Genomic DNA, 18,803 nt, shown 5'->3' on the forward strand with positions numbered 1-18,803 from the left:
CGCTTACGTTTCCCCAGGAGAAAGCGCTTGCTCCCGCACATCGGGGTGCGGGTCCGGCGCACGTCGGGCGACGGTTCGCGCCCATCGTCGGTCCCCGCCCCCGAGGAGTGCTGATCACGTCCATGCCCCGCACGCCCCTTGCCTCCCTTCCCGGAGCCCCCTTCGCCGGTCGCCGCATCCGGGCCGCCGTCGTCGGCGCCGGCGCCATCGGACGCGGCTCCCACCTGCCCGCGCTCGCCCAACTGGCCGCGGAGGGCGAGACCGAGGTCGTCGCCGCCGTTGACATCGATGCCACGGCCGTCGAGGCGTTCCGCGCCGAGGCCGGCATCCCGCACGCCTACACCGACCTGGACCGGATGCTCGCCGAGCAGCGGCCCGACCTGGTCACCATCGGCACCCCGCCGACCCTGCACCGGGACCAGACGGTGGCCGCGCTGCGGGCCGGGGCCTGGGTGTGGTGCGAGAAGCCGCCGGTGCCGTCGCTCGCCGACTTCGACGCGGTCGAGGCCGAGGAGGGCACCGACGGCGGGCCTTACGCGTCCATCGTCTTCCAGCACCGGTTCGGCTCCGCCTCCACCCATGTGCGCGGGCTGCTGGCCGCGGGGGCGCTGGGCCGCCCGCTGGTCGCCCACTGCCAGACCACCTGGTACCGGGACACCGCCTACTACGCCGTGCCCTGGCGCGGCCGCTGGGCGACCGAGGGCGGCGGCCCGGCGATGGGTCACGGCATCCACCAGATGGACCTGCTCCTCGACCTGCTCGGGCCGTGGCGCGAGGTGCGGGGCATGGCCGGCCGGCTCGTGCACGACGTGGAGACCGAGGACGTCTCCACCGCCCTGGTCCGGTTCGCGAACGGCGCCCTGGCGACCGTCGTCAACAGCGTGCTCAGCCCCGACGAGGTCAGCCGTATCCGCATCGACTGCGAGCGCGCCACCGTGGAACTGACCCACCTCTACGGCCACTCCAACGAGAACTGGCGCATCACCCCCGCACCGGGCGTCCCCGCCGACGAGGCGGCGGCCTGGCAGGACTTCGGCCCGGACGTGCCCAGCTCGCACCTGGCCCAGCTGCGCGAGCTGATCGCCAGCATGCGCGCGGGGGAGCGGCCGCGCAGCAGCGGCGCGGACGGGCGCACCAGCCTGGAGCTGATCACCGCGCTGTACAAGTCGGCGTTCACCGACACCACCGTGCGTGCGGGCGAGATCGGTCCCGGTGATCCTTATTACACAGCTCTGCACGGAGGCGCCCAGGGCTGGGCGCCGGTCGAGCACGAGGAGGTGTCCGCGTGAGCGGCGAACTGCGGATCACGCACACCCACGGCGACCGGATCTCCGTGACCGAGCCGGTCACCGGGGTGCAGCTCTTCGCGTACGTCTACCGGCCCGAGGCGGCCTGGGAGGCACCCAAGCCCTACCTGCATCCGATCCGCACCCTCGCCGGGGACGTCGTCACCGACTACCGGCCCAACGACCACCGCTGGCACAAGGGCCTCTCCCTGACCGCCTCGCACCTGTCCGGCGCGAACCTGTGGGGCGGCAACTCCTATGTCCACGGCGAGGGCTACCTCGTCCTCCCGGAGCGTGTCGGCTCGATGCGGCACGTCGGCTTCGACGAGCTGTCCTCGGTGGACGGCCGGCTGGTCGTCGCGGAGCGGCTGACCTGGCACCCGTACGACGGGACGCTGTGGGCGCGGGAGGTGCGGCGCATCGAGGTCCATGACGTCGATCCCGCATCCGGTGCCTGGGCGCTGACCTGGTCCAGTGCCGTCACCAACGTCCGTGACGAGCCGCTCCGGTTCGGCAGCCCGACCACCGCCGGACGCGAACAGGCGGGCTACACCGGCCTGTTCTGGCGCGGTCCGCGCGCCTTCCGGGGCGGCCGGATCCTCGGCCCCGAGGGCGAAGGCCCGGAGCTGATGGGATCCCAGTCGTCCTGGCTGGCCCTGTCCGGCGAGCACGACGGCACCGACGGCCACGCCACCGTCGTCTTCGAACACGCCCCGGAGAACGACCACTCGGGCGCGGGCGGCAGCCACCCCGCGCACTGGTTCGTGCGCAACGACCCGTTCGCCGGCATCGCCCCCTCCTGGGCCTTCCACGACGAACTCGAACTGGCCCCGGGGGACACCCTCCGGCGCCGCTACCGGGTCGTGATCGCGAACGGCGCCTGGGAACACGCGGACATCGCCAAGTACCTGGAGGCGCATCCGTGGTGAGCGGCGGGGAGTCCGGGTTCGCGGGGCTGCCGGGCGGGGTGGCGGTCTCGCGCCTGTGCGTGTACGACTGGCCCGCCGCCGACGGGGTGCGCGGCGGGACTCCCCATCTGCACCTGGTCTGTTCGGAGGGGTACGTCGTCACCGGCGGCCGGGGAGCGGTGCAGACACTGACCGCCTCCGGGTACCAGGTCACCCCTCTCACGCCCGGCACGGTCGCCTGGTTCACGCCGGGCACCGTGCACCGCCTCGTCAACGAGGACGACCTGCGCATCACGGTGCTGATGCAGAACAGCGGCCTCCCGGAGGCCGGCGACGCGGTGCTGACGCTGCCGCCGCGCTACCTGGCCGACCCGGAGACCTACGCCTCGGTGACCACCCTCCCCGCGGACGCGCCGGAGGCCGAGCGGGAGCGGATCGCCCGCGCCCGCCGTGACCTGGCCCTGGAGGGCTACCGCGCGCTGCGCGAGGCCACCGGTCCGGAGCCGCTGGCCGCCTTCCACCGGGCCGCCGCCGCCCTCGTACGGCCCCGGCTCGCCGACTGGCGCGCCCGCTGGGAGCGCGGCGCCCGGGCGGCCGCCGCGGCCACGGGGGAGCAGCTCGACCGCCTCGAACGGGGCGATGCCGGCCACCTGGCCGACGCCGTCGTACAGGCAGAACAGCCCTGTGAGCAGGGGCGGTTCGGGATGTGCGGGCGGCTGGACGTGTACCGGCAGGGCCGGTAGCGCCGCAGAGCCGAAGGAGGGGCGGACGGTCGGGCGACCGTCCGCCCCTCAGCCGTGGGCGCGCGGGCGGGTGGGTCCACTCCAGAGAGAAGGTTGGATTTTCCTACTCACGGAGTTATGGTGAGTTTGGATTTCCTACTCACCGGTAATCGAGACGTTCAATCGAGGTCCCCGTGATGCGTGACGCAGTCATCGTCGAAGCCGTACGTACCCCCGTCGGGAAGGGCAAGCCGAACGGGTCCCTGGCGCACGTCCACCCCGTCGAGCTACTCGCCCACACCCTGCGCACCCTCGTCGAGCGCTCCGGCGTCGACCCGGCCCTCATCGACGACGTGATCGGCGGCACCGTCGACCAGGTCGGTGAGCAGGCCATGAACACCACCCGGTACGCCGTGCTCTCGGCTGGCTTCCCGGACACCGTCCCCGCGACCACCGTCGACCGCCAGTGCGGCTCCTCGCAGCAGGCCGTGCACTTCGCGGCGCAGGGGGTCATGTCGGGGGCCTACGACATCGTCGTGGCCTGCGGCGTCGAGTCGATGAGCCGGGTGCCGATGTGGTCCAACGTGCCGCCCGGCAAGGACCCCTTCGGTCCCGGAGTCGCCGCCCGCTACCCGGAGGGTCTGGTCCCGCAGGGCATCAGCGCGGAGCTGATCGCGGCGAAGTGGTCGATCAGCCGGGCGGAGATGGACGCGTTCGCGGTCTCCTCGCACCAGAAGGCCGCGGCCGCCTGGGAGGCGGGGCTGTTCGACGCCGAGGTGGCGGGGCTGGAGGGGGTCGGCCGGGACGAGTCCGTGCGGCCCGGCACCACCGCCGAGATCCTCGCCGGGCTCAAGCCCGCCTACTACGACCCCGGGTTCGCCGAGCGCTTCCCGGGGATCGACTGGAGCGTCACGGCGGGCAACGCCAGCCCGATCAACGACGGCGCCTCCGCCGTGCTGATCATGGCCGGCGAGACCGCCGAGCGGCTCGGGCTGCGGCCGCTGGCCCGCCTGCACGCGTTCGCCGTGACCGGCTCCGACCCGTTGCTGATGCTGACCGGCGTCATCCCGGCCACCGAGAAGGTGCTGCGCAGGGCGGGGCTGGAGCTCGGCGACATCGACCTCTTCGAGGTGAACGAGGCGTTCTCCAGCGTGGTGCTGGCCTGGCGTCAGGAGACCGGGGCGGATCTGGCCAAGGTCAACGTGCACGGTGGGGCCATCGCGCTGGGGCATCCGCTGGGGGCGAGCGGGACGCGGCTGACCACGACGCTGGTGCATGCCATGCGGGAGCGCGGCGCCCGCTTCGGCCTGCAGACCATGTGCGAGGCGGGTGGGCTGGCGAACGCGATGATCCTGGAGGCGGTGCGGTAGGACGGCGGGCGCCTTCCGGGGTGCCGCGCCGTGCCGTCATGCGGCTGCCGCGTCACCGTGGCCGGTCGCGCAGTTCCTCACGCCCCTGCGGGGTGCCGCGCAGGTGGTGGCGCTTTCGCCAGGCCACCACCGCGCCTGCCACCGCCGGGACCACGATCGCCGCCACCGAGATGAGGAAGACCGGGGACGTCGGCGTCGAGGCCCGGGCGCCGGCCACCACGTACGCGGCGACGTTCGGGATCGAGCCCAGCCCCGTCGCCAGCAGGAACGGCGCGTAGCGCATCCGGGAGACGGATGCCGCGTAGTTCGCCGCCCAGAACGGGACGCCGGGGAACAGCCGTACCGCCAGCATCGAGCGGAAGCCGTGCTTGCTGAACTGGTTGTCCGCCGCCTTCAGCAGCCGGCCGCGCAGCAGCGGGCGCAGCGCGTCCTGGCCGAGGATGCGGCCGAGCGCGAAGGAGATCCAGGCCCCGAGCAGGGTGCCCGCCATGGCCGCGCCCATGCCGAGCGCCGAGCCGAACAGCGCGCCGGCCGCCAGGTTCAGGATCGGCCGCGGTACGAACGCCACCGTGATCAGGCCGTACGCCACGGCGAAGATCACCACCGCGGTGGCGCCCTCCACCTGGGGCGGCCAGCCCTGCTGCATCAGCTTCTGCGGCTCGAAGAGCAGCACCGACGACGCGGCCGCGGCCAGCAGGGCGACCAGCAGGGACAGCCGGGTCCACGGCGACAGCAGCACTCTCGTGCAGCGCGCGGTGAAGCTCACCGGACCGGACAGGGCAATGGTCAGCTCCTTGGCGGCGGCCGGGGGAACGGCCGTGGCGGTGCCAGAGCGGTTGGCATCGAGCATTCGGTGACACTAGCCGAAGCGGATGTGTGATCGCCGTATGGTTCCCGCCCCTTGGGCGGAACCGGCGCCACGGAAAACCGTTCGACGTGCGGCGACGCATCGGCAATGATCTGCGTCATGTTCCGGTACGCCTTCCTCCTCGCAGCATCCGCAGCCGCGGATGCGCCGAAGGCTGCCGTGCCCGTTCTGTTGGCCGCCGCCGACGGCGCCCGAAGCTGACCCTCCCCGGATCGTCCGGCGGACCCCGTAGGGGGAGGGTCGGCGGTTCTCCGGGGTCCCCGCGTCTCGCGCTGACGAGACGCTTCACCGCAGTTCAGGCTTCGAGGTAGAGCCATGCCCAAGACGGCATACGTCCGCACCAAACCGCATCTCAACATCGGCACGATGGGCCACGTCGACCACGGCAAGACCACCCTGACCGCCGCCATCACCAAGGTCCTCGCCGAGCGCGGCACCGGCACCTTCGTGCCGTTCGACCGCATCGACCGGGCCCCGGAGGAGGCGGCCCGCGGCATCACCATCAACATCGCGCACGTCGAGTACGAGACCGACACCCGGCATTACGCCCACGTGGACATGCCGGGCCATGCCGACTACGTCAAGAACATGGTCACCGGGGCCGCGCAGCTGGACGGCGCGATCCTCGTGGTCTCCGCGCTCGACGGGATCATGCCGCAGACCGCCGAACACGTCCTGCTCGCCCGGCAGGTGGGCGTCGACCACATCGTGGTCGCGCTCAACAAGGCCGACGCGGGCGACGAGGAACTGACCGACCTCGTGGAGCTGGAGGTCCGTGAACTGCTCACCGCGCAGGGGTACGGCGGCGACGCCGTGCCCGTCGTACGGGTCTCCGGGCTCAAGGCCCTGGAGGGGGACCCGCGATGGACGGCGTCGATCGAGGCGCTGCTCGACGCGGTGGACACGTACGTGCCGATGCCGGAGCGGTATCTGGACGCGCCGTTCCTGCTGCCGGTGGAGAACGTGCTCACCATCACCGGGCGCGGGACCGTCGTGACCGGTGCCGTGGAGCGGGGGACCGTGCGGGTCGGCGACCGGATCGAGGTGCTCGGCGCGGCCGTCGAGACCGTCGTCACCGGCCTGGAGACCTTCGGCAAGCCGATGGACGAGGCGCAGGCCGGGGACAACGTGGCGTTGCTGTTGCGCGGGGTGCCGCGGGACGCGGTGCGGCGCGGGCACGTGGTGGCGGCGCCGGGGAGTGTGGTGCCGGCGCGGCGGTTCTCGGCGCGGGTGTACGTGCTGTCGGGGCGCGAAGGGGGTCGTACGACCCCTGTCTCGACGGGGTACCGCCCGCAGTTCTACATCCGTACGGCGGACGTGGTCGGGGATGTCGACCTCGGTGAGGTGGCGGTCGCCCGGCCCGGGGACACGGTGGAGATGACCGTGGAGCTGGGGCGGGAGGTGCCGCTGGAGGCGGGGTTGGGGTTCGCGATCCGTGAGGGTGGCCGGACCGTGGGGGCGGGGACCGTGACCTCGGTGGAGTGAGGCCGAGGCGGGTGGGGACCGCGGGCCGGTGGGGGCCGGTCGCAGGCGGGACAATGGTGGCGTGAACGAAGCCATACCCGTCGTCCGGGTCACCGACCACGGCACCGCCAAGCTCATGCCCGACGTCGACCGGGAGCGGGCCTGGCTGCTGACGGTCGACGGGGCGCCCCAGTCGTACGTCGATCTCGACGCGCCGACGCATCTGGAGTTCGAGTACGCCCGGCGGCTCGGGTACGTGCTGGACGCGGTGGCGGAGACCGGGGCGCCCCTGGACGTGCTGCATCTCGGCGGGGGCGCCCTCACACTGCCCCGGTACGTGGCGGCGACCCGGCCGGGGTCCCGGCAGGACGTCGTGGACGCCGACGGGGGACTGCTGGACCTGGTCACCGAGCACCTGCCGCTGTCGGACCGCACCGGGATCGCCCTGCACGCCGCCGACGCACGCGGCTGGCTGGAGGGCGCTCCCGGCGACTCGGCCGACGTGCTGATCGCCGATGTCTTCGGGGGGTCCCGGATCCCCGCGCATCTGACCTCGCTGGGCTATGCGCGGGAGGCCGAGCGGGTACTGCGGGACGACGGGGTCTACCTGGCCAACCTCGCGGACTCCGCGCCCTTCGACTTCCTGCGCTCCCAACTCGCCACGTTCGCGGCCGTGTTCGAGGAGCTGGCGGTCATCGCCGAGCCGGGGGTGCTGCGCGGGCGGCGGTTCGGGAACGCGGTGCTCATCGCCTCGCACCGGCCCGTCGACACCGCTTCGCTGGCCCGGCGCACGGCCGCCGACGTCTTTCCCGCACGGGTCGAACACGGGCCCGCGCTGCGGCGGTTCCTCGGCGGTGCCGGACCGGTCGGCGACGCGGACGCGGTGCCCTCACCCGAGCCCCCCGGCGGAACGTTCGGCATCGGGTGAGGCCGGCACCGAGCGGGCGGTGACCGGTACCGTGCGGCGGGTGAGGTTGCGGACGTCCGGCACCAGCAGGACCGCGGCGGTGACGGCGACGACCAGGCCCGCGCAGCCCCACAGCGCCGGACCCCGGCCGAAGGCGTCCTCCGCCGGGCCCGCCAGCGCGGTCGCCAGCGGCAGCAGGGAGACGGAGCCGAACCAGTCGTACGCCGAGACCCGGGAGAGCTTGTCCTCGGGTATCTCCTGGTGCAGCACCGTCATCCAGGAGACGCCGAAGACCTCGACCATGGTCCCGGAGACGAACATCACCGCGTAGAGGATCCCCACCGGGACGGGCACCGCCAGCGCCGCCGAGGGCAGGGCCAGCGGGAAGATGCAGAGGGTGCCGACGAACAGCGGCCGGCGGGGTTTCCAGCGGGTCATCAGCAGGGCGCCGGCCACGGTGCCCGCGCCGAAGGCGCCCAGTGCCAGGCCCCACGGGCCCGGTCCGCCCAGGCTGTCGCGGGCCACGAGCGGGCCGTAGACGGCGTCGGCGGCGCCCACCACCGCGTTCGCGATCGAGAACTGGACGACGATGCCCCACAGCCAGGGGCGCCCTTTGACCTCCTGCCAGCCTTCCCTGAGGTCGGCCAGCAGCCCCTCGCCGGGGGCGCGCGGCGGGATATGGCCGACGTCGAGGAGCGAGCGCAGCGCGCCGGCGACCGCGAACGCGGCCGCGTCCACCGCCAGCACCCAGCCGGGGCCCACCGCCGCCACCAGGGCACCGCCGAGCGCCGCGCCGCCCAGGGCCGCGCCCTGCATCGCGATCCGGAACACGGCGAAGGCGCGGCCCGCCTGCTCCCCGCTCACCGAGGACATCAGCATGCCCTCGGCCGCCGGGCTGAAGAACGCCTGGCCGGTACCGCCCAGCGCCGTGAGCAGCATCATCTGCCACAGCCGGGGGTGACCCGCGAGCACCAGGACGGCGAAGGTGCCCTGGGAGAGGAAGTTGAGGGCGTTGGCCGCGACCATCACCCGGTGGCGGGGGAACCGGTCCGCCACCGCGCCGCCGATGAGCAGGAACAGCACCAGCGGAAGGGTCCGGGCGGCGGCCACCAGACCGACGTCCCCGCCGTCGCCGCCCGCGTCCAGCACCGCGAACGCGGCGGCGATCAGCGAGCCGTTGGCGCCCAGGCTCGTCACGACCGCCGCCGCGGTCAGCAGACTGTAGTTACGGCCTGCCCAGCCGGGTCTGCGCAGGCGGGCGGGGGTGCCGGGGGCGTCGGAGGTGGAGTTCACCGCCTGACTATCCCTGCCTGGGGTCCGGCTTGCCAAACCGTCCGGTGGGCGTCGGGCCCCCTGACCAGGTCAGCTCGCGGTCGGGGTGCCGTGCAGCCGTACCGTGCTGAGGATCTTCATGATCGTGGCCGTGGGGACCTCGCCATTGACGCCCTTGGCGCCGTAGAAGTCCCAGGACACCAGGTCGCCGGCCGAGTTCTCGAAGCCGAACGTGATCGCCTTGCCGTCGCTCGCGCACTTGCCCTTCTGCGGGGTGTCCGCCGAACGCGCCCAGGCGTAGGCGCCCTTGAGGCCGGACGCGGTGGTGTAGGCGGTGGCCTTCTTGTCGTAGCCGATGGTCTTCTTGTCCGGCTGCGTGTAGCCGCCGTAGACCCACCAGGGGACTTCCCGGACGGCCGCGTCGCCGCCGCTCTTCGCGCCGCTCTCGCCCTTGGTGCCGACCCCCGCGAGGGAGGTGTCCTCGGTCCTGCCGTCCTTGTCGTCGTCGCTCGTGCACCACTTCGACTTGTACTGGGCGGCCCCCGACATGGTGATGATCGGCTTGCCGTCCTTGTCCTCGAAGCCGATGGACGTACCGGGGGTGAGCACCTCCCAGTCGGCCGGCACGTCGAAGGCCGTGCCCCACTTGGGGTTCACGACGGTCTTCCAGCCCGCGACCGTCGGCTTCTCGGTCTCGTCACCGCGCGGGTTGTCGTCCGTCGAGGCGGACGCGGAGACGGTCGGCGACGGTGCCGGCGACTGGGTCGCCCGCCGGTCCTTCCCGTTGTCCGCCTTGTCGTCCTTCTTGCCGCCGAGCACCAGGAACCCGGTCACCCCGGCCGCCACCACGACGGCCGCGGCCGCGATGATCGCGACCAGTTTCGTCCGGTTGCCTCCGCCCCCGCCCCCGCCCTGCGGTGCCTGCGGGCCGCCGGCCGGTCCGGGCGGACCCCACGGCGGCTGCTGCCCGTGGCCGCCCGGCGGCGGATACTGCTGGTATCCGGGCTGCTGGTACGGATTCGGCTGTTGGTAACCCGGTTGCTGATACGGGTTGTTCTGCGGGTACTGCTCGCCCCCTGGCGGCTGCTGTTCTGGCCACATGGCTCGTAACCCTAGTGCCGCCCGGGACCTCGTACACCCCTGGCGTCGGCGAACGCCACGGCGGCAGGTCGCCGCCACCATGACGACGATCTGCGCACCGGCACTGTTCAGAGTCTGCTACCCGTGAGTAACATGGCCGTCATGAGCACAGACCAGATGTCGATCGGCGAGATGCTCGCCGCCACGGTCCCGATGGTGCGGACCCTCAACCTGGAGTACCTGGAGACCACTCCGGAGCGGGCCGTGCTGTCCCTCCCGGACCAGGGCGACTTCCACAACCACATCGGCGGCCCGCACGCGGGCGCGATGTTCACCCTCGCCGAGTCGGCCAGCGGCGCGATCGTCCTCGCCGCCTTCGGCGACCAGCTCTCCCGGGCCGTGCCGCTCGCCGTCAGCGCCGAGATCGCCTACAAGAAGGTGGCTCTCGGACCGGTCACGGCGACCGCGACCCTGGGCCGGCCGATCGCCGACGTCGTCGCCGAACTCGACGAGGGCAAGCGCCCCGAGTTCCCGGTCGCCGTCGCCATCCAGCGCGAGGACGGCGCGGTGACCGGCGAGATGACCGTCGTCTGGACCCTGCGCCCCAACGGTTGAGCGATCGCGTACGCCCACGTCCGCCGGGACCGGGGCCGGGCGGGCGGGCCGCCCGGCGGTCGCGGCCGGCTACTCCTCGATGAAGGCGAGGATGTCGGGGTTGAGGACGTCCGGATGCGTCGTCAACATGCCGTGCGGGTAGCCGTCGTAGGTCTTGAGCCGGCCGTTCTTGAGCAGCTCGGCGGACTTCGGGCCGGCGTCGGCGTACGGCACGACCTGGTCGGCGGTGCCGTGCATCACGAGCACCGGGACCTCGATCTTCTGGAGGTCCTCGGTGAAGTCGGTCTCGGAGAAGGCCTTGATGCACTCGTAGTGCGCGTTGGCGGCGCCTGTCATGCCCTGGAGCCACCAGTGGTCGATCAGGGCCTGCGACTTCTCGACCCCGGGCTGGTCGAAGTTGTAGAACGGCCCCGACGGCACGTCGATGTAGAACTGGGCGCGGTTGGCGGCCAGCGCGGCGCGGAACCCGTCGAACACCTCGATGGGCAGGCCCTCGGGGTTGCTCTCCTTCTTCACCATCACCGGCGGGACGGCCGCGGCGAGGACGGCCTTGGAGACACGCCCCGGCTTGGCCCGCGCGACATAGCGGGCGACCTCGCCGCCGCCGGTGGAGTGGCCGATGTGCACCGCGTCCTTCAGGTCGAGGGCATCGGTCAGCGCGGTCACGTCGGCCGCGTAGGTGTCCATGTCGTGGCCGGTGGCGGTCTGGCTCGAACGGCCGTGGCCGCGCCGGTCATGGGCGATGACGCGGTACCCCTTGGACAGGAAGTACAGCATCTGGTTGTCCCAGTCGTCGGCGCTCAGCGGCCATCCGTGGTGGAAGACGATGGGCTTGCCCTCGCGGGGACCCCAGTCCTTGTAGAAGATGATCGTGCCGTCGGATGTGGTGACCGTGCTCATTGCTCATCCTTACGTGAGGCCGGCCGGACCGGCCGGATCGGAAGCTTTTGGGCAGGCGCGGATCCCGCGGCCGAGAGGCAGGCGCCGGTTCCGGGATGCGTTGGTCGCCCGCCGCCTCATCGCAGGGACGAGGCTGCCGACTGGATCACTTTCGTCACGGCTGCCGGGTCCGACACCAGCGTGAGGTGCGAACCGCCGTTGTAGACGGTCACGTTGGCCTTCGCGCGGCGCGCCATCATCTTCTCCGAGTCGGGCGTGATGATCTGGTCGCCGGTGCTGATGAAGTACCAGGAGGGGATCGTCTTCCACGCCTGGTACTTGGAGGGGGTGTTGAAGGCCACCGTGGTCGCGGCACGCTGTGTGGCCCACAGGTTGACCGCCTGGTCATGGGGCAGACCGTTCGCGAACTTGTCGACGAACACGTTCTCCTTGAGGTACAGCGCGGACGCCTTGGACGGTGCGTTCGGGTACGGCACGGCGTCGTACAGATCGGCCGGCTTCCCCTTGGTCAGGGCGGACGTCGGGCCACTGAGCCGCGCCGTGGTCTCCCCGACCGCCGGTGCGGCGGCGTCGACGTAGACGAGTGCCTTGACGTTGGCGACTCCCTGGGCGGCGTTGGTGATCACCGAGCCGCCGTAGGAGTGCCCCACCAGGACGATCGGGCCCTTGATGCTCTGGAGGAAGTACTTGACGGTCTGCGCGTCGGTCGTCAGGTTCTCCAGCGGGTTGCCGATGGCGCGCACCGGGTAGCCCGCGCGGCGCAGGAGAGTGACCTCGCCGCTCCAGCTCGACGTGTCCGCCCACGCGCCGTGCACGAGGACGATGGTGGGTTTCGTCTGCCTGCCGGCCGTGGGGCCGGTGCTCGCCGAACCGCCCGGTGGGGCCGCGGCGACCATGCTGGTGACGGCGACCGTGACGGCCGTCAGAGTCATCGAGAGATTCCGCCGCGGTGCGGTGGACGCCATCGGAAGCCTCCTTGTTCCAGCTTCACCGGAATGAACGCGTCCGGACAGGAAGGAAGGGCCGGGCACGCGGACCAGGGAACAGGCCCGCGGCACCGAGGGACACGCCCCTGGCTCTCCACATGACGGTAGCGCCATGCCGCCGCATCAGCACCTGGGCCCGGAACGACCGGGCCGGGCCGCCGGAGAGGTCTCCTCGGATCAGCTGCCGGCCGGGACGCCCCCTGCGTCGATGACGTCGAGGACCCTGGCGCGGTGAAGCGGGGGCCACCGAAGTCGGCCTCGGAAACCGTGCGCGTCGGCTTCCCTCTCTCGCGCGGCCCGTTTCAGGCGGCCCGGTCGGAGCGCCGTGCGGTCTCCTCGGCTGCCAGGCCCGCCACGAACTCCCGCAACCACGCCGTGAACTCGGGGCCCAGATCCGGGCGTTCGCAGGCGAGCCGGACCACCGTGCGCAGGTATTCGGCCTTGTCTCCCGTGTCGTAACGCAGTCCGTCGAAGACGACCCCGTGCACCGTGCCGCCCGCGGCCAGCTCCTGCAGCGCGTCGGTCAGCTGGATCTCACCGCCCCGGCCGGGCGCGGTCCGCTCCAGGACGCCGAACACCTCAGGGGCCAGGACATAGCGGCCGATGACCGCGTAGTTGCTGGGCGCGTTCTCCGGGGACGGCTTCTCCACCAGGCCGGTCACCCGCACCACGCCGTCCTCGCCGGTGTGCTCGACGGCGGCGCACCCGTAGAGGTGGACCTGTGACGGGTCGACCTCCATCAGCGCCACCACACTGCCCTCGAAGCGGTCGCGGACCTCGAGCATCCGGCTGAGCAGGGTCTCGCGCGCATCGATCAGGTCGTCACCGAGGAGCACCGCGAACGGCTGGTCGCCCACGTGGTGCTTCGCGCACAGCACCGCGTGGCCGAGGCCGAGCGGGTCGCCCTGCCGGATGTGGTGGATGTCGGCGAGCCGTGCGGGATCGCGTACGGCGTCCAGGCGCACGGTGTCGCCCTTGGCGGCCAGCGCCTGCTCCAGCTCGAAGGCGTTGTCGAAGTGGTCCTCGATGGCCCGCTTGTGCCGGCCGGTCACCATGAGGATGTCGTCGAGTCCGGCCTTGGCCGCCTCCTCGACGACGTACTGGATCGCCGGCTTGTCGACGACCGGCAGCATTTCCTTCGGGGTCGCCTTGGTGGCGGGCAGGAACCGGGTGCCGAGTCCGGCGGCCGGGACGACGGCCTTGCGCACCGACCGGGGGGTGGGGGTGGCTGAGGTGTGGGGGGCGGTCATGCGGCACATGCTGGCGCACCGGGATGAGAGCGGGCCGAGAGAAGCGTGGGAGACGGCTGTGGAAGGCCGCGTTCCGCCATCCGTGACGGCAGCCGTACGGTAGTTGAAGGTTTCGTGTGCCACCGGACCCGCGGCACACACAAGGTGAACCTGTGCGCCCGCTGAATGCGAGCCGGTCATGGATACCGGCGGTAACTTATCTGAATTCGCCGAACTTTGAACTTGGGTCACCTCGCCTTCTTGTTTCCTATGAGGCCCGTGTGCGAAGGTGAGCCTCCCCGCGGGAGGGTCCAGAGGCCGGTATGGCCGTTAGTCCGGTCCTTATGGTCTCCAAAAGGTACGCACCAATCAGGCACTGCATTTCGTCAGGGCGCCATTTCGCATGCCGTCCTGCGGCTCGGAAGGAAATGGTTCAGTGCAATCCCCCTACCCCCCACGCCCGCCTTACCCGCCGCACCCCGGTTCGACCCCAGGGGAGTCCGACCGCAATCTCATCGCCGAACTCACCGGAACCCCCGCGGCCAGGCACCATGCCGTCGCCCTGCTGCTCACCCGCCACTGGCGCGCCACCTGCGACTACGCGGCCGTCTGCCTCGCCTCCGCCACGCCCGCCGCGCAGTTGGTCGCCAGCGCCGCCTTCGAGCGGGTGCTCGGCCGGCTGGCCGGAGGCGCGGTCGGCGGCGCCCTGCGTCCGCGGCTCCTCGTGGCCGTACGGGAGACGGTCCGCGCCTGGGCCGCCGACGAAGCCATTTCCGTGGTCGTACCGGAACTGCGCAAAACCACCGGCGGTCGCGGACTCAGTGCCGCGAGACCGGGCACCCCCGAAAGGCGGCAACTCGCAGAACGCGCTTTCCAGGCTCTTCCCGCGGCCTCGCAATGCCTCCTCTGGCACACCGAGGTCGAAGCCGAACCCATAAACATACCCGCCGGTCTGTTGGGTGTCGACACCCCGACCGCCACGGCCGCCCTCGACCAGGCCCGTGAACAATTCCGGGTCGGCCTGGTGCGCGCCCACCGGGAACTCGCGCCTTCGCAGGAATGCCGTTTCTACAACCGGCTCCTCGACGTCCCCATTCGCCGGGGCGGCTCTCTGCTCCCCGATGTGCAACAGCACCTCACGGTGTGCCGGTTCTGCCGGCACGCGGCCGAACAGCTCAGCCATTTCGACGGCGGACTCGAGGTCCTGCTCGCCGAGACCGTGCTCGGCTGGGGCGCCCGCCGCTATCTCGACGCGCGGTCCGGCCACGGCGCTGTCGAGGCCTGGCCGACCGGTACCGAACCCGCGCCCCCCGCGGTGCCCGGCGGCCGGCACCGCACGGTGTCCGAGGGCGGCAGGCGCAAGGCCCTGCTGGCCGGCGCCGGCCTGGTCTCCCTCGCGCTGCTCGCCACCGTGCTCGTGGCCAGGAGCTGGTCCGACGACAACGGTGTCCCGCACCCCGGCACCACCACCTGGGGCGCCCCCAGGACCAGCACCAGCCGGCCCGGGCCGGACGGGAAACCGCCCACCGCCACCTCCCCGTCCCCGGCGTCCGTGGGCGAGCCCGTCGAGATCGCCCACGGCAGACTGCGCAGCCTCGACTCCGGGCTCTGCCTCGACGTGCGCGGCGGCCGGGTGCGGGTGGGCGCCGACCTGCGGCTCGGCAAGTGCGCGGACGCCGGGTCCCAGCAGTGGTCGTACCAGGACGACGGCATGCTGCGCAGCGCACTCGACCCCAGCCTCTGCCTCGCCGCCGACCCGGGCGCGCGCAGGGTCGTGGTCGCCGGCTGCCTGGTGCACGCGGGCGAGGTGTCGTACGACCTGACGGTCCGCGGTGAGCTCCTGCTGCGCTGGGACAAGGACCTCGCGCTGGCCGTGAACGGCACGAAGGTGGCCGTGGCCCGACGGAACGGCTCGTTCCAGCAGCGCTGGGAGCTGGCGTCGGGCGGCGGGGGCGAACCGGTGACGCCGGACGCCACACACCCCGCGTCACCCGGACCGAAGAAGGACAAGGGGGCGGAGCTCCCCGCGCCCCCGCCGGATCCGGAGACTCCGTCGCAGGCGCCCGGGAGTCCGCAGGACCCGTACAGCACCCGGATCGCGCAGGTCGGCACCCATGACGGTCCCGCCCCGGCCGTGCCGCCCGGCCCGCAGGAGCAGCCCGAGCCCGTCGCAACGCTCGCCGGAACCGTCGGCGACGTCCTGGAAGCCGTGCCGGCCACGGTGTCGGGTGTGGTGAACGGGGTGGGAAGCCTGCTCGGCTAGCCGGCCGGTGGGGATTACGCGCTGAAGCGGTGGAGGTCCAGTCCCAGCGTGTGGACCGGCGGAGGGCCACGGTGTGGCGTGGCCCTCCGTCTTCGGTTCCTGTCGGCGCCGGGCCGTTTTCTGTTCGGGTCGTTGACACGAGTCACCACCGGATCTACGTTTCCGAGGCGCCGATGGTGCGACTGACGGGCCGTCAAGGTCGTGTGACGGGAGGTGCGTTCACATGCCGAAGGCGGGCCGGGCACCCGGGCGCTCCTGCGCGGTTCACACCGTCGTGCCCGCACACCGAAGGAGTGACGGCTCATGTCCGAAACCGTCTCCCGACGATCCGCCCTGCGCCTGACGGCCGGCGCCATCACGGTCGCCGCCGCGGCCACCGGCGGACTCGTCCCGCTCCCGGCCGCCGCGTCGGCCGGGAGGCCCGAGGCCGGGGCCGGCCCCCGGGTCGAGCGGCTGATCGCCAGACTCACGCTGGACGAGAAGATCTCCCTGCTGCACGGCACCACCGACCCCGGCTCGCTCGGCCAGGCAGGCTATGTGCCCGGCGTCCCCCGGCTGGGCATCCCGCCCCTCAGACTCGCCGACGGCCCGGCCGGCGTCCGGATCACCGCACACGCCACCGCCCTGCCCGCCCCCGTGCTGCTCGCCTCCGCCTTCGACCCCGAACTGGCCCGCCGCTACGGCCAGGTGATCGGCCGCGAGGGCCGCGCCCTCGGCCAGGACGTGCTGCTCTCCCCGATGGTCAATCTCATCCGCACCCCCTACGCCGGCCGCAACTTCGAGACCTTCAGCGAGGACCCGCTGCTCGCCTCCGACCTGGTCGCCGCCGAGATCGGCGGTATCCAGGGCGAGGGCCTGATCGCGACCGTCAAGCATTTCGCCCTCAACAACCAGGAGAAGGACCGCAACACGATCGACGTGCACGCCGGCGAACAGACCATGCACGAGATGGAACTGCGCGGCTTCGAGGCCGCGGTGGAGGCCGGCACCGGCGCCGTCATGGGCGCCTACAACAAGGTCGACTCCACCTTCGCCTGCGAGAACAAGGCGCTTCTCACCGACATCCTGCGCGACCAGTGGGGCTTTGACGGCTGGGTGATGACCGACTGGTTCGCCGCGCACAGCACGGTCGCCGCCATCACCGCCGGCCTCGACATGGAGATGCCCGACGGGACGCACTTCGGTACGGCCCTCAAGTCGGCGGTGAAGAACGGCAGCGTGGCCGAGAAGTACGTCGACCGGGCGGTGCGGCGGATCCTCTCGGTGATGGACCGCTTCGGCCTCCTCGACGGCAGCGCACCGCCGCGCCCCGGCCGCGACGCGGCGGCGGGCGCGGCCGTGGCCCGGGAGGTCGCCGAGGCGGGCGCGACCCTGCTGCGCAACGAGCGCCGCACGCTGCCCCTGGACGGCGGCGGCATCGCGGTGATCGGACCGACCGGCAGCCTGCCGTTCGTCAGCGGCGGCGGCAGCGCCCACGTCATCCCCGACCACGCCGACAGCCCGCTCGACGCCATCAGGGCCCGCGCGCACGGCAAGGTCACCTACTCGCTCGGCGAGGACCTCTTCGGCAAGGCGCTGCCCGCGGCCTCGCTCAGTCCCGCCTTCGACAGCGAGGGGCAGCAGGCCGCCGCCGGGAAGACCTGGGAGTACGACGGCACGCTCACCGTGGCCGAGACCGACGAGTGGACTCTCGTCCTGCACTTCTCGTCCGCGGCCACCGCCCGCCCCACGGTCCTGCTGGACGGCGAGGACCTGTTCCCCATCGCGCCCGGCTACGGCGAGTACTTCTCCGGCGGGCTGGTGGCCGTCGCCCCCGACGGCCTCGGCGTCCGCCGTGCCACGCTCCGACTCGCCAAGGGCGTGCACAAGTTGAAGATCACGGCGGTCGGAGGCGACTCTGGTCTGCTGTTCCGGCTGCGGCGGATCACCGGAGCCACCCGGGCCCAGGACGTCGCCGAGGCCGTGAGCGCGGCCCGCGCCGCACGCCATGCCGTGCTGTTCGCCTACGAGGACGCGACCGAGGGCCTCGACCGCACGACCCTCGCCCTGCCCGGCCACCAGGAGCAGCTGATCCGCGCGGTGACGGCGGCCAACCCGCGCACCACCGTCGTCCTCAACACCTCGTCGTCCACCTCCATGCCGTGGCTCGCGGGCACCGGAGCCGTGCTCCAGATGTACTACCCCGGCCAGGAGGGTGCGGCCGCGACCGCCGCCGTCCTCTTCGGTGACAGCGACCCCGGCGGGCGCCTCACCCAGTCCTTCCCGGTCGACGACGAGCACCACCCGGTCGCCGGGGATCCGCGGCGCTACCCCGGCGTCGACGGCATCGAGGAGTACTCGGAGGGCATCCACGTCGGCTACCGCTGGTACGACGCGCAGGACGTGCGGCCCCTCTTCCCCTTCGGGCACGGGCTGTCCTACACCTCCTTCGCCTACTCCGACGCGCACGCGCGCTGGACGCGCGGCGGTCTGGAGGTGACGTTCGGCGTGCGCAACACCGGGCACAGGACGGGGGTGGAGGTGCCACAGGTGTACGTCGGACGCTCGCCCGACCTCCGACTCGACCAGGCGGTACGGGTGTTGGGCGGGTTCCGGCGGCTGGTCCTGCGGGCGGGGGAGCGGCGGCGGGTCACCGTGCGGGTCGCCGCGCGCACCCTGTCGTCGTGGGACGCGCGTCGCCGTCGCTGGACCCTCGGCACCGGGCGGCGCACCGTCTGGGTGGGTGCCTCGTCGGGCGACCTGAAGCTGCGCACCAGCACGCGGGTGAGCGGCTGAGATCACTGAATCCATGTCAATGGGCGGTCGGCGGGCGAAGGCTCTCCGGCCGCTTTACTTCAAGGGTTTACAAGGATTTTCCCCGTCGCGTGTTTCATGTGAAGCAATACGCTTGACGGCCGGTTTTTGTCAGGCTTGGGTCAGGGTTGGTGCAGGCT

Annotated in this window: 15 protein-coding genes; 9 read left to right on the forward strand and 6 right to left on the reverse strand. The window is 72.2% G+C overall.

The window, feature by feature from the left end:
* The first annotated feature begins 122 nt into the window (after nucleotides 1-122).
* The 4 genes from ACWDGI_RS27505 (at nucleotide 123) to ACWDGI_RS27520 (ending at nucleotide 4,286) form a co-directional block, all read left to right on the forward strand.
* Nucleotides 123-1,289 (forward strand): Gfo/Idh/MocA family protein, encoded by a 1,167-nt coding sequence (locus ACWDGI_RS27505; RefSeq protein WP_450763358.1) that lies wholly within the window; start codon nucleotides 123-125, stop codon nucleotides 1,287-1,289.
* Complete coding sequence (locus ACWDGI_RS27510) at nucleotides 1,286-2,215, forward strand: DUF6807 domain-containing protein (RefSeq protein WP_450763360.1); 930 nt, start codon at nucleotides 1,286-1,288, stop codon at nucleotides 2,213-2,215. Before ACWDGI_RS27505 ends, ACWDGI_RS27510 begins: the two co-directional genes overlap by 4 nt.
* Entirely contained in the window at nucleotides 2,212-2,937 is a 726-nt protein-coding gene (locus ACWDGI_RS27515) for a cupin domain-containing protein (protein WP_450763362.1), read from the forward strand. Before ACWDGI_RS27510 ends, ACWDGI_RS27515 begins: the two co-directional genes overlap by 4 nt.
* Before the next feature lie 176 nt (nucleotides 2,938-3,113).
* A complete protein-coding gene (locus tag ACWDGI_RS27520; protein ID WP_450763364.1) occupies nucleotides 3,114-4,286 on the forward strand; it encodes a thiolase family protein in 1,173 nt (390 codons plus the stop codon).
* Between the two features lie 52 nt (nucleotides 4,287-4,338).
* Here the strand turns inward: ACWDGI_RS27520 and ACWDGI_RS27525 are convergent, their stop codons facing one another.
* Entirely contained in the window at nucleotides 4,339-5,136 is a 798-nt protein-coding gene (locus ACWDGI_RS27525) for a TVP38/TMEM64 family protein (RefSeq protein WP_450763366.1), read from the reverse strand.
* Nucleotides 5,137-5,469: 333 nt separating this feature from the next.
* On the opposite strand from ACWDGI_RS27525, the gene tuf reads away from it, so the two are divergent.
* Both tuf and ACWDGI_RS27535 read left to right on the forward strand, forming a co-directional pair.
* A complete protein-coding gene (tuf, locus tag ACWDGI_RS27530) occupies nucleotides 5,470-6,639 on the forward strand; it encodes an elongation factor Tu (RefSeq protein ID WP_450763368.1) in 1,170 nt (389 codons plus the stop codon).
* Between the two features lie 61 nt (nucleotides 6,640-6,700).
* A complete protein-coding gene (locus ACWDGI_RS27535; protein ID WP_450763370.1) occupies nucleotides 6,701-7,546 on the forward strand; it encodes a spermidine synthase in 846 nt (281 codons plus the stop codon).
* Here the strand turns inward: ACWDGI_RS27535 and ACWDGI_RS27540 are convergent.
* Together ACWDGI_RS27540 and ACWDGI_RS27545 are read right to left on the reverse strand one after the other, a co-directional pair.
* Nucleotides 7,508-8,818, reverse strand: a complete 1,311-nt coding sequence (locus ACWDGI_RS27540; RefSeq protein ID WP_450763372.1) for an MFS transporter — start codon at nucleotides 8,816-8,818, stop codon at nucleotides 7,508-7,510. The genes ACWDGI_RS27535 and ACWDGI_RS27540 overlap by 39 nt on opposite strands.
* Before the next feature lie 69 nt (nucleotides 8,819-8,887).
* A complete protein-coding gene (locus ACWDGI_RS27545; protein WP_450763374.1) occupies nucleotides 8,888-9,898 on the reverse strand; it encodes a hypothetical protein in 1,011 nt (336 codons plus the stop codon).
* A gap of 156 nt (nucleotides 9,899-10,054) precedes the next feature.
* On the opposite strand from ACWDGI_RS27545, the gene ACWDGI_RS27550 reads away from it, so the two are divergent.
* Nucleotides 10,055-10,492 (forward strand): DUF4442 domain-containing protein, encoded by a 438-nt coding sequence (locus tag ACWDGI_RS27550; RefSeq protein ID WP_450763763.1) that lies wholly within the window; start codon nucleotides 10,055-10,057, stop codon nucleotides 10,490-10,492.
* Between the two features lie 69 nt (nucleotides 10,493-10,561).
* On the opposite strand, the gene ACWDGI_RS27555 is transcribed toward ACWDGI_RS27550, so the two are convergent.
* The 3 genes from ACWDGI_RS27555 to galU all read right to left on the reverse strand — a co-directional run bounded on the left by ACWDGI_RS27555 (nucleotide 10,562) and on the right by galU (nucleotide 13,628).
* A complete protein-coding gene (locus tag ACWDGI_RS27555) occupies nucleotides 10,562-11,392 on the reverse strand; it encodes an alpha/beta fold hydrolase (RefSeq protein WP_450763376.1) in 831 nt (276 codons plus the stop codon).
* Between the two features lie 116 nt (nucleotides 11,393-11,508).
* The gene (locus ACWDGI_RS27560; protein ID WP_450763378.1) at nucleotides 11,509-12,357 is read right to left on the reverse strand and encodes an alpha/beta hydrolase; all 849 of its coding nucleotides are present in this window, start codon (nucleotides 12,355-12,357) and stop codon (nucleotides 11,509-11,511) included.
* 323 nt (nucleotides 12,358-12,680) lie between these two features.
* Nucleotides 12,681-13,628, reverse strand: a complete 948-nt coding sequence (gene galU, locus ACWDGI_RS27565; protein WP_450763380.1) for a UTP--glucose-1-phosphate uridylyltransferase GalU — start codon at nucleotides 13,626-13,628, stop codon at nucleotides 12,681-12,683.
* Between the two features lie 415 nt (nucleotides 13,629-14,043).
* Here galU and ACWDGI_RS27570 point away from each other — a divergent pair, with 415 nt between their 5' ends.
* Nucleotides 14,044-15,870: a ricin-type beta-trefoil lectin domain protein gene (locus ACWDGI_RS27570; RefSeq protein WP_450763382.1), complete on the forward strand. Its 1,827-nt coding sequence runs from the start codon at nucleotides 14,044-14,046 to the stop codon at nucleotides 15,868-15,870.
* 303 nt (nucleotides 15,871-16,173) lie between these two features.
* Nucleotides 16,174-18,645 carry a beta-glucosidase gene (locus ACWDGI_RS27575; RefSeq protein WP_450763384.1) on the forward strand — a complete coding sequence of 824 codons (2,472 nt, stop codon included), beginning with the start codon at nucleotides 16,174-16,176 and terminating at the stop codon, nucleotides 18,643-18,645.
* Nucleotides 18,646-18,803: the final 158 nt, after the last annotated feature.

The organism is Streptomyces sp. NPDC001220 (assembly GCF_053597895.1).

Coding starts and splice junctions, on each gene's coding strand:
- ACWDGI_RS27505 (WP_450763358.1), top strand. CDS start 123: ATGCCCCGCACGCCCCTTGCCTCCCTTCCCGGAGCCCCCTTCGCCGGT.
- ACWDGI_RS27520 (WP_450763364.1), top strand. CDS start 3,114: ATGCGTGACGCAGTCATCGTCGAAGCCGTACGTACCCCCGTCGGGAAG.
- ACWDGI_RS27525 (WP_450763366.1), bottom strand. CDS start 5,136: ATGCTCGATGCCAACCGCTCTGGCACCGCCACGGCCGTTCCCCCGGCC.
- tuf (WP_450763368.1), top strand. CDS start 5,470: ATGCCCAAGACGGCATACGTCCGCACCAAACCGCATCTCAACATCGGC.
- ACWDGI_RS27545 (WP_450763374.1), bottom strand. CDS start 9,898: ATGTGGCCAGAACAGCAGCCGCCAGGGGGCGAGCAGTACCCGCAGAAC.
- ACWDGI_RS27550 (WP_450763763.1), top strand. CDS start 10,055: ATGTCGATCGGCGAGATGCTCGCCGCCACGGTCCCGATGGTGCGGACC.
- ACWDGI_RS27555 (WP_450763376.1), bottom strand. CDS start 11,392: ATGAGCACGGTCACCACATCCGACGGCACGATCATCTTCTACAAGGAC.
- ACWDGI_RS27560 (WP_450763378.1), bottom strand. CDS start 12,357: ATGGCGTCCACCGCACCGCGGCGGAATCTCTCGATGACTCTGACGGCC.
- galU (WP_450763380.1), bottom strand. CDS start 13,628: ATGACCGCCCCCCACACCTCAGCCACCCCCACCCCCCGGTCGGTGCGC.
- ACWDGI_RS27575 (WP_450763384.1), top strand. CDS start 16,174: ATGTCCGAAACCGTCTCCCGACGATCCGCCCTGCGCCTGACGGCCGGC.